We start from the raw sequence: 13,122 nt of genomic DNA on the forward strand, positions 1-13,122 counted from the left end.
CGCGTCGCCCGCCTGCGCGACGCCGACTCGCCCGCCGCCTTTGGCGTCTTTGCCCGGAACGCGCATGTGGGCGAAGACGCGCCGCGCCTGCCGCCCGCACCGCCGCAAGCCCGCTTGGACGCCCTGCGCGACCAGTACGCCGACGCGCGCATGCGCCGTGCCGTCGACGATTTCTCGGCGCAGCCCGATCCGCTGGCGCAGCGCGCCGGCAGCGCCAACGACCTGGGCACCATCGAAGGCCTGACGCCGCTGCAACCTTACCGGGTCGCGATGGGCAACCCGCAGGTGCAGGAATGGCAAGCCGCCGTGGCCGTGAAGGCGGCCGGTGCCGCCGTGCCCGCCGTGGCCAACATTGGCGCCACCGAGAACGTCACCGACAACGCCCGCTACCGGCCGGGCTTCACGCCCGACACGCGCTGATCCCGGTTGCGGGTCACGGCGAAAAAGAAAAAGCCACCTGTTTCCAGGTGGCTTTTCCGTCGGCCAAAGGCTAGACGCGCCGGATCAGTGGAAGAATTCCGCGATCATCGTGGCGCCCAGGAAAGTGCCGGCGTTGGCGGCCAGGGATACCACCACGATCTTCCAGCCCAGCTTGCGGAAGGCGGGCAGGTCTTTCAGGATCGACAGGCCGGCCATGGCCAGGATCACGGTCGTGAACGGCAGGAAATTCACCTTGCCGACGGCGGCGATGATCTGGTCCGAGTACGGCAGTACGCCGGGGCAGCCCGCCGTCATGGCGATCAGCGACAACACGGCCACGGCGGGCAGCTTGGGCACCACGCGCAGGATCAGGTCGGTCAATACCACCAGCAGGATGATGATGCCCATGCCCGGCAGCGCGTCCAGGAACGGCACGTTGTAGCCCAGGCGGTTGCCCACCAGTGCAAACAGGCCGCAGATCAGATAGGCGGTCAGGCGGTCGCCGAAGCCCATCTTGGCGCCATGCGCCGGCACGTCTTCCGACACGCTGCTCTCGACAACGGCTTCGGACGCCTTGCTGCGCGAGAAACGGCCCAGCACGGGTTCCAGCTTGCCGTACAGGAAGATGGTCGTGGGCAGCGAGATGAACAGCGTGAAATACACGCCAACCACCGTCGTCAGCAGGTTGGCGGCGGCGGCCAGCGCGGCCACCTGGTGCGCCATTTCCGGCGTCTGCTGGGACGCAATGGCGCCCACGCCGGCAGCCATCATGCTGCCCGAACCCACGCCGGCGCCCATGGCGAGCGAGCGCGGATCAAAGATGTTCAGGCTGGTGATGAAACCGGCCATCAGCGCCACGAACAGCGCGCCGATCACGGTGCCCGTGATGTACTCGGCCATCACGCCACGGCCTTCCGGCGAGTTCATGCCGTAGCGCTCGCCGATGATGGCCAGGCTGGGTTCGCGGCCCACCGAGAACGTGGCGCCGATCGCCTCGCGCTTGATGCCCAGCAGCAGCGCCAGCGGCAGGCCGATGGCCATCGTGCCGAAGAAGTGGCCGAATTCCTGGAACACCAGGGCCCAGCCGGCCTCGCGCACTTGCGGCAGCGAGCCACCGACCATCAGGCCCAGCTTCGCCAGGAACGGCAGCAGTGCGTATTGCAGATAGCCGCTGATGCGGGTCTGCATGGCCTTGTCGATGCCCGAGCCTGCCGGCAGGCGCTGGCCGAATGCGGCCACGATGGCGCCGATGAAGATCGCCCAAAGCATCGGTTGCAGAACGATCTTGCCCGGGCCCACCGCGAACGTGACGCTGCCGATCGCTTCGGAAATGACGACCACCAGCAAAATGGCGGCCAGCATGCGAATGCGGGCGGATAGCGGCATGGAAGGCGCGGCCAGGCTGACGCTGGCGTGAGACATCGAATTCCCCTGATGAACGTGAATAAGTTTTCGTAGCGACGCGGCGGCGCATGACAGCGGCGGCGCGGGCAGCAGGCGCGATTTTCGCCCGGGGGCCTTGCGGGCAACCATGACACCACCTGCGCATTAGCGTTGCGTAAAATGCAACACAGAGCCTTTTCCTGGGAAAATTTTGCAAGGTATCCGGTATTTTACGGGTAAACCCCAAGTAGGCACTGTGGATCCCCCGCCGCACTCCGCTTTGAAGAGCCCCGCCATGGATGAAAAACTCGACGCCCGCCGCACCCACTATTTCATGCAGGTCATGAGCCGCGGGTCGGTGCGTGGCGCCGCCGAAGTGCTGGACATGGACCCGTCGGCCGTCAGCCGCGCCATCGCCGCGCTGGAGCGCGACTGCGGCATGGCCCTGTTCGAACGCCGCGGACGCGGCGTGGTGCCCACCGACGCCGGCCACATCCTGGCCCGGTACGTGAAACGCCAGCAGAACATCCAGGAGAGCTTCTTTTCCGAGATCGACAGTCTGCGCAAGGCCGAACGCGGCCATATCGACCTGGTGCTGGGCGAAGGCTTCGTTGAACTGATGTTCGACCGCGTGCTGCCCGGCTACTGGCGCAGCCACCCCGAGGTCACGCTGGATATCGACGTGGCCCGCACCTCCGAGATCGTGCAGCGCATCGTGGACGACCGCGCCTATATAGGGTTGGTGTTCCAGCCGCCCAACGATGCCCGCCTGCGCACCCATTACTCGCGGCCCGAGCCCATCCGCGCCATCGTCCGCCAGGACCATCCGCTGACTCGGCTGAACCGCCCCCTGTTATTGACCGACCTGGCCGACTATCCGGGCGCATCCATGCAGGAAGGCTTTGGCGTACGCCAGCACATCCAGGCCGCCGAGATCAGCGAACAGGTGCGCCTGCGCAATGTATTGACCACCTCTTCCTTCAAGGCGTTGTGGCAATTTTCCGCGGCTGGCATCGGCTATGCGCTGACGCCCCCCATCGCCGTCACCGCCGACATGCGGGCGCAGCGGCTGGCCAGCCTGCCGCTGGCCAACCCCATCCTGAACCAGGGCAGCCTGCATGTGCTGAGCCGGGCGGGCCGCCACATCTCGCCGGCCGCCCGCGAACTGCTGGACCATATCGTCCGGGGCATCGGCGCGCCCGGGGCGCCCGCAACTGATATGGTCGTTTGACGCGGATCTGCCTCTATCTGACGCGGGCGGCACCGCCTACAGTGCCAACTCCCCTTCATCCGCCAGGAGGCGCATATGCTTAGTTTCCTGCGCACGGTCCGCTCCGTGCTCTGGGGTTTTTTCGGCGTACGCCGCGGCCGCGGCTACCAGGCCGACATCGCCCACAACAAACCCGGGCCCCTGATCGCCACCGGCCTGCTGCTGGCCACCTGCCTGGTGATCATCCTGGTCTTCATCGCCCGCTGGGCGGTGAACGCCGCGCTGTAGGCACCCTCTATATAGTATAGCGGCCCCTTCCCCCTCGGGGCAGCAAGCGCGCGTAGCGTGTGCAGCGTGAGGGCCTCCTTCCCCCGCCGGGCCGCCCCAAGGGGGGAAGGCACCCCCTCGGGGGGCAGCAAGCGCGCGTAGCGTGCGCAGCGTGGGGGCATCCTTCCCCCGCCGGGCCGCCCCAAGGGGGAAGACGCCCCCTCGGGGCGCAGCAAGCACGCGTAGCGGGCGCGGCGTGGGGGCCCCTTCCCCCGCCGGGCCGCCCCAAGGGGGAAGCCGCCCCCTCGGGGGGCAGCAAGCGCGCGTAGCGTGCGCGGCGTGGGGGTCTTATTTTCTTATTACGAGAATGACTTAGACGGTCTTGTCGGCTGCCTGTTACGGTTATGAATCCCCTTTTCCCGCCGCCCTGCGCCGGACGCAAAGGGACTCAGACCGAGAAGACTTCAAGGGCAGTAGACATGTACGTGTATGACCCCGTCGACCAGCAGCTTGTCGAGCAGCGTGTGGCGCAGTTTGCCGACCAGACGCGCCGCTTCCTCGACGGCCAGCTCACCGAAGATGAATTCCGCGTTCTGCGCCTGCAGAATGGCCTGTACATCCAACGCCACGCGCCCATGCTGCGCGTGGCCATCCCGTACGGCATGCTGGCGTCGCGCCAGCTGCGCACCCTGGCGCACATCGCGCGCAAGTGGGACCGCGGTTATGGCCACTTCAGCACCCGCCAGAACATCCAGTTCAACTGGCCCCGCCTGGAAGACGTGCCGGACATCCTGGCGGAACTCGCCACCGTCCAGATGCACGCCATCCAGACCAGCGGCAACTGCATCCGCAACACCACGACCGACCACTTCGCCGGCGTCGCGCCGGACGAACTGGTGGATCCGCTCGTCTGGTGCGAGATCATCCGCCAGTGGTCCACGCTGCACCCGGAATTCGCCTTCCTGCCGCGCAAGTTCAAGATCGCCGTCAGCGGCGCCGTGCAGGACCGCGCCGCGGTCGGCGTGCACGACATCGGCCTGCAAGCCGTCGAGCGCGACGGCAAGCTGGGCTTTCGCGTCTGGGTGGGCGGCGGCATGGGCCGCACGCCCATCGTCGGCAAACTGATCAACCCCTTCGTCGAATGGCAAGACCTGCTGACCTACATGCAGGCCGCGCTGCGGGTCTACAACCTGCACGGCCGCCGCGACAACAAGTACAAGGCGCGCATCAAGATCCTGGTCAAGGACCTGACGCCCGAGGTCTACGCGCAGCAGGTCGATGAACAGTGGCAGCTCATCAAGGGCGGCCCCGACACCATCACCCAGGAATTCGTCGACAGCATCAAGGCGCGCTTCGTCTGGCCGCAATATGACGCGGCCGCCGCCACCGACGCCGACAACACCGACGCGCTGGCCGCCGCCGACAAGCGCTTTGCGCGCTGGCTGCGCACCAACGTGCACGCGCACAAAGTCGCTGGCTACGCCGCCGTCAGCGTATCGCTCAAGCCCACCGGCGTGCCGCCGGGCGACATCACCGCCGACCAGATGGATGCCGTGGCCGACCTGGCCGACGCCTTTGGCTTCGGCGAACTGCGCGTCTCGCACGAGCAGAACCTGATCCTGGCCGACGTGCGCCGTTCGCAGTTGCACGCGCTTTGGCAGAAGCTGGAAACGCTGAACCTCGCCACGCCCAATATCGGCCTTTTGACCAACATCATCGCCTGTCCGGGCGGCGACTTCTGCGCGTTGGCCAATGCCGTTTCCATCCCTGTCGCCGAAGCCATCCAGCGCCAGTTCGACGACCTGGACTACCTGTTCGAGATCGGCGAGCTGGACCTGAACATCTCGGGCTGCATCAATTCCTGTGGCCACCACCACGTGGGGCACATCGGTATCCTGGGCGTCGATAAGGCCGGCGAAGAGTGGTATCAGGTCACGCTGGGGGGCCGCCAGAACGGCGGCGCCAAGCCCCTGCCCGACCTGGAATCCACGCGCGGCGGCGGCGCCGCCGTCGGCCGCATCATCGGCCCGTCGTTCGCCCGCGACCAGGTGCCGGGCGTGGTCGACCGCCTGATCCGCACCTACCTGGGCCTGCGCGACAGCGAAATCGAACGCTTCATCGACGTGGTGGATCGCGTCGGCATCGACCCTTTCAAACAGGACGTCTACGCCGATCCCGCCTTCGCCAAACCCGCACAAAGCGCCGAGGCCGCCCATGCCTGACCTGTACGCCCACGACGCCCCCGGCCCGCACCTGATCCTGGACGGCCGCTTGCAAGCCGACACGGCGCGCCCCTTCGTGCCCGAACCCGAAGTCGCCGCCGAAGGCCAGGTGCCCAGCGACGAACCCGGCTGGATCGTGCCCCTGTCCGTCTGGAAGACTTCCCGCGCGACCTTGCGCCGTCATCGGCATCCCGTTGCCGTGCGGCTGGAACCCGACGCCGACCTGCGCGAATTGGCCGAGGCCGACGGCACGCTGGACCCTTCCGGCATCGCCTTCATCGCGGTGGACTTCCCCAACTACACCGACGGCCGCGGCTACTCGCTGGCGCAACTGCTGCGCACGCAATACCAGTGGACGGGCGAACTGCGCGCGATCGGCGACGTGATGATCGACACCATCCACTACCAGGCGCGCGTCGGCTTCAACAGCTTCCTCGTCAAGCCCGGGCACGATCCAAAAAAGGCCCTGGACGCGTTCAAGACCTTCACCGTGCACTATCAGAAGACGTATCGGGCGCCGCCCCCGGCAGCCGCCTGAACTCGTCTTGCGCCAGCTGGCCGCGGATCAATTCCGCGATGCTGCGCTGGCGCGGCGCCTGCATCCGGTCGATCAGGCTGGACACGCTGACCGCCAGGCGCGGGTAGCCGCCCGCGTCGCACAAGGCCACGCCCACGCCCAGCACACCCGGCACCGCGGCGTTGCCCACTACCGACCAGCCCCGGTCCCGGGTGTTCCCCACCAAACGCCGCATCTGCACGCCCGTCATGCCGCCGTAGGCGCGCAGCGCACGCTCGTTCTGCGCCACCACTTCATCGGCCTCGGCCGGCGGCAAGGCCGCCAGCAGCGCCAGCCCCGCCGCCCCCACCCCCAACGGTTGACGATGCCCCACCGTCACCGCAAGCACCTGCACCGGGTAGTTGCCCACCTCGCGGTGCAGGCATAGCGAGTCATTCGCCGCCCGGCAGATGAGAAACGCGGAATCGCCGGTGACATCGCTGATCTGGCGCAGCACCGGACGCAGGCCGCGCACCGCCTGCGCATGCGGATCGCCCGCCATCATCACGCCCAGCGCGGCGCTTCGGACTCGCGCAGCGCATAGCCCTCTTCCACCAGCACATCCAGATAGCGATAGGCGGTGGACCGCTGCATGCCCGCCGCGCGCGCGATGTCCACCACGTGCATGCCCACGGCCCCAGCCTGGCGCAATACGCCCAGCACCCGCAGCCCACGGCGCAGGACGACGGGCCCCGAGGTTTCCGATTCCGGCTTGTTCATATTTTGGACACGTTGCGTTGATGACGGCCTTATCAAAGCCCAATATGAAATCGGGCAGACAAAGATCTGTCCAAATATTAGACAAAATAGGACGGAGACAACCATGAAGACACTCACCAGGCGGCTGGCCGCCCTGGCGGCGGCCCTGGGCGGCGCGCTGACCGTCAGCCCCCCTGCCCTTGCGGCCAAACCCTATCCGGAACGGCCCGTGACCCTCGTCGTGGGGTACGCCGCGGGCGGCGCCACCGACATCGTCGCGCGCCTGATGGCCAAGTCGCTGTCGGAGGCGCTGGGCCAGACGTTCGTGGTCGAAAACAAGACCGGCGCCAATAGCAATATCGGCGCCGAAATCGTGTCGCGCGCAGCACCGGACGGCTACACGCTGTACATGGGCTCCATCGCCAACACGATCAACCGCACGCTGTACAGCCAGCTGAACTACGACTTCATCAAGGACTTCAAGCCCGTCGGCCTGGTGGCGACCATCCCCAACATCCTGGTCGTCAACCCCAAGGTGCCGGTCAAGACCGTGCAGGAATACATCGCCTATGCCAAGAAACATCCCGGCAAGCTGACGTGCGCGTCCTCCGGCAGCGGCTCGTCCATCCACCTGTCGTGCGAACTGTTCAAGATGGAGACGGGCACCGACATCCTGCATGTGCCGTACCGCGGCAGCGGCCCCGCCGTGGCCGACCTGCTGGGCGGCCAGGTGGATTCCATGTTCGACAACCTGCCGTCGTCATTGCCGCACGTGCTGGCCGGCAAGTTGCGCGCCATCGGCGTCACCTCGCCCCAGCGGCTGCCGTCCACGCCGGATGTGCCCACGCTGGCCGAATCCGGCTTGACCGGTTTCGACGTGGAATCGTGGTTCGGCCTGGTGGCGCCCGCCGGCACGCCCGCGCCCGTCATCGCGCGCTTGAACGAGGCGCTGAACCAGGCGCTGGCCAGTCCGGCGCTGCAGGCGTCCTACCAGCAGTCCGGCTTCTACGCGCCCCCCACGCCCAATACGCCCGAGACTTTCGCCAAGAAGATCGACAGCGAAATCGGCAAATGGGGCGCCGTGGTCAAACGCGCCGACATCAAGGCCAACTAGGTTTCAAGGAGCACAGGTGTACCCGATCGATTTCTTCTTCCGAGCGGCGGAGCAGTATCCCGAACGCATCGCGCTGGATGGCCCCGAAGGCGCCGTCACTTATGCGCGGCTGGCTGCCGACACGCGGGCGTTGGCGGCCGCGCTGCAGGGCCTGGACCCCGAACCGCAGACCCGGGTCGCCATCTGCGCCGGCAACTCGGCGCGGCACATCCTGGCGCTGCTGGCCGTGCTGGCCAGCGGCAAGGTCTGGGTGCCGCTCAACTACCGCAGCACCGCGCGGGAGATCGGGCGCATCCTGGACGCCACCGAACCCTCCATCGTCATCGTCGACCAGGTCGGAGCGCCCCTGGCGCCGCCCTCGGACAGCGCGCGGATCAACCTGGAAGACGGTCAGGCGAGCCCGCCGGATGACGGCGGCAATGGCGGCGACGGCGACGAACTGCGCCTGCACGCCCTGCTGCGGCAATACGCCGGCCACGAGCCGGTGCGCCATGCGCTGTCACGCGACGCCACGCAAGCCATCAAGTTCACCGGTGGCACCACCGGCCTGCCCAAAGGCGTGATGCAGCCGTACCGCGCCTGGAACGCCGGCATCATCAACCAGATCGCCAGCTGGGCGCTGACCCGCGACGACCGCTACGTGGTGTCCGCCCCCATCACCCACGGCACGGGCACCTACCTGTTGCCCGTGCTGGCCTGCGGCGGCGCGCACTTGCTGCTGGACAGCATCACCCCGGCCACCATCACGGCGGCGTTCCGCGAGCGCGGCGGCACGCTGAGCTTCATGCCGCCCACGCTGATCTACATGATCATGGCGCAGGAAGGCGTGTCGCGCGCGGACTTCCCCGCCCTGCGCAACCTGATCTATGGCGGCGCGCCGATGCCGCCCGAGAAGATCGACCGCGCGCGCGACTTCTTCGGCCCCGTGCTGGGCACCACCTACGGGCAGACCGAAGCGCCGCAAATCGCCACCGTGCTGCGGCCCGCCGACCTGGAAGCGCCGCAGAACCGCGCCTCGGTCGGCCGCGCGACCTGGCTGTCGGACGTGGCCATCATGGGCGCGGACGGCGCCCTGCTGCCGCGCGGCGAAATCGGCGAAGTCGTGGTGCACGGCGACCTGACCATGACGGGCTATTGGCGCCTGCCGGAAAAGACCGCCGAAACGCTGGTCGACGGCTGGCTTCACACCGGCGACACCGGCCTGATCGATGCGCGCGGCTATCTGTTCCTGAAGGACCGCCTGCGCGACGTCATCATCACCGGCGGCTTCAACGTCTATCCCGTGGATGTCGAAAACGCGTTGTCGTCGCACCCCGCCGTGTATGAATGCTCGGTCTTCGGCCTGCCCGACGACAAGTGGGGCGAAGCCGTCCACGCCGCCGTGCAGTTCCACCCCGGCGCGCAAGCCGACGCCGATGCGCTCAAGGCCCACGTACGCGCCTTGCTGGGCCCGGTGGCCACGCCCAAGCAATTCCACATCCATGACAGCCTGCCGCGCTCCAGCGTCGGCAAGGTCCTGAAGAACGCCGTGCGCGACGCCGCGCAAAAGGAAACGCCATGAACCCGCCCGAAACCCGACTCTGCGCCCATCACCTGACGGGGATGTCGTACCGCGACGTCGACCTGGTCGAAGACCTGATCGGCAAGAAGACCTTCACCGAAGTCATGATCATGCAGATCCTGGGCCGCGACGCGCGCCCGGTGGACATGCGCATCGTCGATGCCGTGCTGGTGACGCTGATGGAGCACGGCATGACGCCCAGCGCCATCGCCACGCGCCTGATCTACATGAGCGCGCCGGAAAACCTGCAAGGCGCGGTGGCCTCAGGCCTGATGGCGGTGGGCAGCCAGTTCGTCGGCACCATGGAGAACTGCTCGCGACTGCTGGACCGCATCAAGCAGGCGGCAGACGGCCGGACGGAAGCGCTTGCCATCGCACGCGAGTTCCGCGAACAGCGCCGCGCCCTGCCCGGCTTCGGCCACCACCTGCACAAGCCCGACGACCCGCGATCGATCAAGCTGCTGGCGCTGGCCGAAGCCGAACCGGACCTGGAGGGCGCGTCGGTAAAGGCGCTGCGCCTGCTGGCAACGGCGATCGACGAAACCTATGGCAAGCACATCACCATCAACGCCACGGGCGCGGTGGCGGCGCTGCTCAGCGAGATCGGCGTGCCGACCGACCTGATGCGCGGGTTTGCCGTGATCTCGCGCGCCGCCGGCCTGGTGTCGCACGTGGCCGAAGAACAGCAAAGCCCGTCGGGCCGCTACATTTGGGAAACCATCGACCACGCCATCCCCTACGTGGGCGAAGGCAAGACGCATCAGCAAGCCGGCGGGGAATCCGCATGACGGCGGCCGGCGCCGACACGCGCCTGGCAGGCAAGATCGCGCTGGTGGCCGGGGCCGGCACATCAGCCGCCGGCTGGAGCATCGGCCGCGCCAGCTGCGTGACGCTGGCACGGCGAGGCGCGGCCGTGGTGGCCCTGGACGCCCATCTGGCCGCCGCGGAAGACGCCGCGCATGAAGTGGAGCTGGCCGGCGGCAGCGCCTTGGCGGTGCAGGCCGACGTGGCCGACCCGGACGCCATGCAAGCGGCGGTGGATGCCGCGCTGCGCCGCTACGGGCGTATCGACATCCTGCAAGCCAACGCCGGCATCGGCAAAGTGGGCGGGCCGGAGGAGATCTCGCTGCAAGACTGGGACCGCATCCAGCAAGTGAACGTGACCAGCCTGCTTATTGCCACGCGCCTGCTGGCGCCCTTGATGCGCGCCCAGGGCGGCGGCGCGATCGTCACGGTGTCGTCCATCGCGGGCATCCGGTACACCGGCTATCCGCATCTGGCCTACAGCGTCAGCAAGGCCGCCGTGATCCACTTCGCGCGCATGGCGGCGCAGCAGTACGCCGCCGACGGCATCCGCGTGAACACTGTCATTCCCGGCCTGATCGACACCCCGCGCGTGGCGCAGAACGTCGCGCGCATGTTCGACCCGGACGATCTGCAAGCGGCGATGGCCGCGCGCGACAGGCAGGTGCCGATGGGCCGGATGGGCACGCCCTGGGAAGTCGCGAACGCGGTAGCGTTCCTGGCCTCGGACGAGGCGTCCTACATCACTGGCACCGAACTGCTCGTCGATGGCGGGTTGACGGGCAAATACGCCTGACGGCCCTGCCGCCAGGCGCGGCGCCGCTTACCAGGAGGTGGAGTAAGCGCCAGGGAACTGCTTGGCCACGAACGCCTTCACTTCATCCGACTGATACGCCTTGATGAACCGGGCAATGCGCGGATCGTTCTTGTTGTCTTCGCGCGCGGCAATCACCACCGCCGCGAACGGCGCATCCTTGCTTTCCAGCGCCAGCGCATCCTTGGCGGGCGACAGGCCGGCCGGGATGGCGTAGGCCGAATTCACGGCGGCCGCATCCACGTCGGACAGCGAATGCGGTAGCTGCGCCGCTTCGATTTCAATGAACTTGAGGTTCTTGGGATTTTCGACCACATCGAACAGCGAGGCCGTCACCGTCACGCCATCCTTCAGCTTGATCAGCTTGGCGGCCTGCAACACCAGCAGCGCGCGGGCGCCGTTGGTCGGGTCGTTCGGAATCGCCACCTTGCCGCCCTGCGGCAGGTCATCCAGCGACTTCAGGCGCTTGGAATAGATGCCCATCTGCTGCACCACGGCTGTCGCTACCGGCACCAGCTTGTAGCCGCGCGCCTTGTTCTGCGAATCCAGGAAGGGCTTGTGCTGGTAGATGTTCAGGTCCAGCTCCTTGGCGTCCAGCGCCGCGTTCGGCTGGATAAAGTCGCTGAACTCGATCAACTTCACTTTCAGGCCGTCTTTGGCCGCCACCTGCTGCACCACTTCGCCGATCTGCGCGTGCGGGCCCACGGTCACGCCCACCTTCAGTTCGGCGTCCTGCGCCATGGCCGGGCCGGCGGCAACACTGATCAACGAGGCAAGAACGGCCAGGGAATGGCGAAGGCGCATGGTGGGACTCTACAGAAAGGAAGAATGACCCGCGATTCTAGTGACGGCTCTTCAAAACCGGAAGCGATGAATATTCATATTGATATGCGCAAAACCATATAAGACGCGTGGCCATGACAAGCCCGCGCCATGCGGACACAATAGCGGCTGCAATCATTCATCACGCCAACGCCATGCCCACGTCCAACGACCTCCATCCGCAGGCCCGCGCCCTGCTTGCCGATCACTATGCCGCCGTCGATGCGGACCTGCCGGCGCTGCTGGACCTGCTGTTCGCGCGCAGCGCCGGCGAAGACTGGCACAAGGCCGGCACCTTCAAGCATCACCTGCTGGGCGTGTACCGCACGCTGACGCTATGGGACCAGCCGCGCGAAGTACGCCTGCTGGGCCTGTTCCACAGCGTCTACGGCAATGAATACGTCGACCTGACGCTGTTCGACCGCGAAGGCGAGCGCTCGACCTTGCGTGACGTGCTGGGCACGGAAGCTGAAGAATGGGTCAGCCTGTTCTGCGCGATGCCGCGCACGAAATTCGTGCAGGCCGTGCTGCAAGGCCAGGGCGCAGGCAGCGATGGCTTGACGCTGGAAGGCGCCGACGGCCAGGTGTTCACCTTGACGCCGCGCCAGGTCGCCGCCTTCATCGTGGTGTCCGCCGCCGACATCGGCGAACAATGGCACAGCTGGCAGGACGAGATCTTCGCCGGCTATCCGCAGCAGCAACGCCGCGACCTGAAAACGAATTGGGCGTCGTCGCTGTGGCCCGGCCCGTTGAAGCCGCCGTCGAACATCCTGTCGATGCTGTCACACCTGCTGGCGCCGCTGTCGCGCATGCCGGCCGACACCGGCATCCCCGTCCCGCCCGCGTTCGACCAGTGCCGCGCCACGCTCAGCCCGCGCGACGAAGCCGCTGCCAGCGCGCTGTACTGGCAGGTCATCACGCGCATGCATCCGCTGACGGAAATGGACAGCGCCTGCCATCTGCTGGAAGCCGCGGTCGCGCACAATCCGTGGGTGGGTGAACCGCGCCTGCTGCTGGCGCAGTTGGCGTTGACGTCGGGTGATTTCGATGCCGCCGAGCAGCATGCAGCCGCCGGGCTGGCGGCCTTGCAGGCGTGGGGCACCGCATGGGACAAGCGCATCGAATGGGCGGGCTGGATGGCCTGGGCCCGCATCGAACTGCAGAACGCCCGCGCGCGCCAATGGCCGGAAAACCTGGCGGCGCTGAACGGGCTGGGACTGGTGCAGTAAGCGGGCTGCAGTGAGCGGGCT

Annotated in this window: 12 protein-coding genes and 1 pseudogene; 10 read left to right on the forward strand and 3 right to left on the reverse strand. The window is 67.2% G+C overall.

Features of this window, described 5'->3' with window-relative positions:
* Window positions 1–420, forward strand: a 420-nt coding sequence (locus HG262_RS17045; protein ID WP_248293386.1) for a hypothetical protein, incomplete at its 5' end; no start/stop codon positions are given.
* A gap of 84 nt (window positions 421–504) precedes the next feature.
* Here the strand turns inward: HG262_RS17045 and HG262_RS17050 are convergent.
* Complete coding sequence (locus HG262_RS17050; RefSeq protein WP_169272139.1) at window positions 505–1,842, reverse strand: DUF3100 domain-containing protein; 1,338 nt, start codon at window positions 1,840–1,842, stop codon at window positions 505–507.
* 256 nt (window positions 1,843–2,098) lie between these two features.
* On the opposite strand from HG262_RS17050, the gene HG262_RS17055 reads away from it, so the two are divergent.
* The 4 genes from HG262_RS17055 to HG262_RS17070 all read left to right on the forward strand — a co-directional run bounded on the left by HG262_RS17055 (window position 2,099) and on the right by HG262_RS17070 (window position 6,040).
* A complete protein-coding gene (locus HG262_RS17055) occupies window positions 2,099–3,034 on the forward strand; it encodes a LysR family transcriptional regulator (RefSeq protein ID WP_169272140.1) in 936 nt (311 codons plus the stop codon).
* Between the two features lie 75 nt (window positions 3,035–3,109).
* Window positions 3,110–3,301: a DUF2970 domain-containing protein gene (locus HG262_RS17060; RefSeq protein ID WP_169272141.1), complete on the forward strand. Its 192-nt coding sequence runs from the start codon at window positions 3,110–3,112 to the stop codon at window positions 3,299–3,301.
* A 458-nt stretch (window positions 3,302–3,759) separates the two neighbouring features.
* Complete coding sequence (locus HG262_RS17065) at window positions 3,760–5,502, forward strand: nitrite/sulfite reductase (RefSeq protein ID WP_169272142.1); 1,743 nt, start codon at window positions 3,760–3,762, stop codon at window positions 5,500–5,502.
* Window positions 5,495–6,040 carry a DUF934 domain-containing protein gene (locus tag HG262_RS17070; protein WP_169272143.1) on the forward strand — a complete coding sequence of 182 codons (546 nt, stop codon included), beginning with the start codon at window positions 5,495–5,497 and terminating at the stop codon, window positions 6,038–6,040. Before HG262_RS17065 ends, HG262_RS17070 begins: the two co-directional genes overlap by 8 nt.
* On the opposite strand, the pseudogene HG262_RS17075 reads toward HG262_RS17070, so the two are convergent.
* A pseudogene (locus HG262_RS17075) lies at window positions 5,988–6,778 on the reverse strand (helix-turn-helix domain-containing protein). The gene HG262_RS17070 and the pseudogene HG262_RS17075 overlap by 53 nt on opposite strands.
* Before the next feature lie 103 nt (window positions 6,779–6,881).
* Here HG262_RS17075 and HG262_RS17080 point away from each other — a divergent pair.
* From HG262_RS17080 to HG262_RS17095, 4 genes are read left to right on the forward strand one after another with little or no spacing between them, the layout of a single operon-like run.
* A complete protein-coding gene (locus HG262_RS17080) occupies window positions 6,882–7,871 on the forward strand; it encodes a tripartite tricarboxylate transporter substrate binding protein (RefSeq protein WP_169272144.1) in 990 nt (329 codons plus the stop codon).
* 16 nt (window positions 7,872–7,887) lie between these two features.
* Window positions 7,888–9,432, forward strand: coding sequence for an AMP-binding protein (locus tag HG262_RS17085; protein ID WP_169272145.1), 1,545 nt, complete (start codon window positions 7,888–7,890; stop codon window positions 9,430–9,432).
* Window positions 9,429–10,220, forward strand: coding sequence for a citryl-CoA lyase (locus HG262_RS17090; RefSeq protein WP_169272146.1), 792 nt, complete (start codon window positions 9,429–9,431; stop codon window positions 10,218–10,220). The genes HG262_RS17085 and HG262_RS17090 overlap by 4 nt, the downstream gene beginning before the upstream one ends.
* Window positions 10,217–11,032, forward strand: a complete 816-nt coding sequence (locus tag HG262_RS17095; protein WP_169272147.1) for an SDR family NAD(P)-dependent oxidoreductase — start codon at window positions 10,217–10,219, stop codon at window positions 11,030–11,032. The genes HG262_RS17090 and HG262_RS17095 overlap by 4 nt, the downstream gene beginning before the upstream one ends.
* 27 nt (window positions 11,033–11,059) lie before the next feature.
* On the opposite strand, the gene HG262_RS17100 is transcribed toward HG262_RS17095, so the two are convergent.
* On the reverse strand, window positions 11,060–11,854 hold the full coding sequence (locus HG262_RS17100) for a MetQ/NlpA family ABC transporter substrate-binding protein (protein ID WP_169272148.1): 795 nt from the start codon (window positions 11,852–11,854) through the stop codon (window positions 11,060–11,062).
* Between the two features lie 173 nt (window positions 11,855–12,027).
* Between HG262_RS17100 and HG262_RS17105 the strand changes: the two genes are divergently transcribed.
* Entirely contained in the window at window positions 12,028–13,101 is a 1,074-nt protein-coding gene (locus HG262_RS17105) for a DUF6817 domain-containing protein (RefSeq protein ID WP_169272149.1), read from the forward strand.
* Window positions 13,102–13,122: the final 21 nt, after the last annotated feature.

The sequence above is a fragment of the Achromobacter sp. Bel genome (genome assembly GCF_012928505.1).
Lineage (GTDB): Bacteria > Pseudomonadota > Gammaproteobacteria > Burkholderiales > Burkholderiaceae_B > Achromobacter.

Coding starts and splice junctions, on each gene's coding strand:
- HG262_RS17050 (WP_169272139.1), bottom strand. CDS start 1,842: ATGTCTCACGCCAGCGTCAGCCTGGCCGCGCCTTCCATGCCGCTATCC.
- HG262_RS17055 (WP_169272140.1), top strand. CDS start 2,099: ATGGATGAAAAACTCGACGCCCGCCGCACCCACTATTTCATGCAGGTC.
- HG262_RS17060 (WP_169272141.1), top strand. CDS start 3,110: ATGCTTAGTTTCCTGCGCACGGTCCGCTCCGTGCTCTGGGGTTTTTTC.
- HG262_RS17065 (WP_169272142.1), top strand. CDS start 3,760: ATGTACGTGTATGACCCCGTCGACCAGCAGCTTGTCGAGCAGCGTGTG.
- HG262_RS17070 (WP_169272143.1), top strand. CDS start 5,495: ATGCCTGACCTGTACGCCCACGACGCCCCCGGCCCGCACCTGATCCTG.
- HG262_RS17080 (WP_169272144.1), top strand. CDS start 6,882: ATGAAGACACTCACCAGGCGGCTGGCCGCCCTGGCGGCGGCCCTGGGC.
- HG262_RS17090 (WP_169272146.1), top strand. CDS start 9,429: ATGAACCCGCCCGAAACCCGACTCTGCGCCCATCACCTGACGGGGATG.
- HG262_RS17095 (WP_169272147.1), top strand. CDS start 10,217: ATGACGGCGGCCGGCGCCGACACGCGCCTGGCAGGCAAGATCGCGCTG.
- HG262_RS17100 (WP_169272148.1), bottom strand. CDS start 11,854: ATGCGCCTTCGCCATTCCCTGGCCGTTCTTGCCTCGTTGATCAGTGTT.
- HG262_RS17105 (WP_169272149.1), top strand. CDS start 12,028: ATGCCCACGTCCAACGACCTCCATCCGCAGGCCCGCGCCCTGCTTGCC.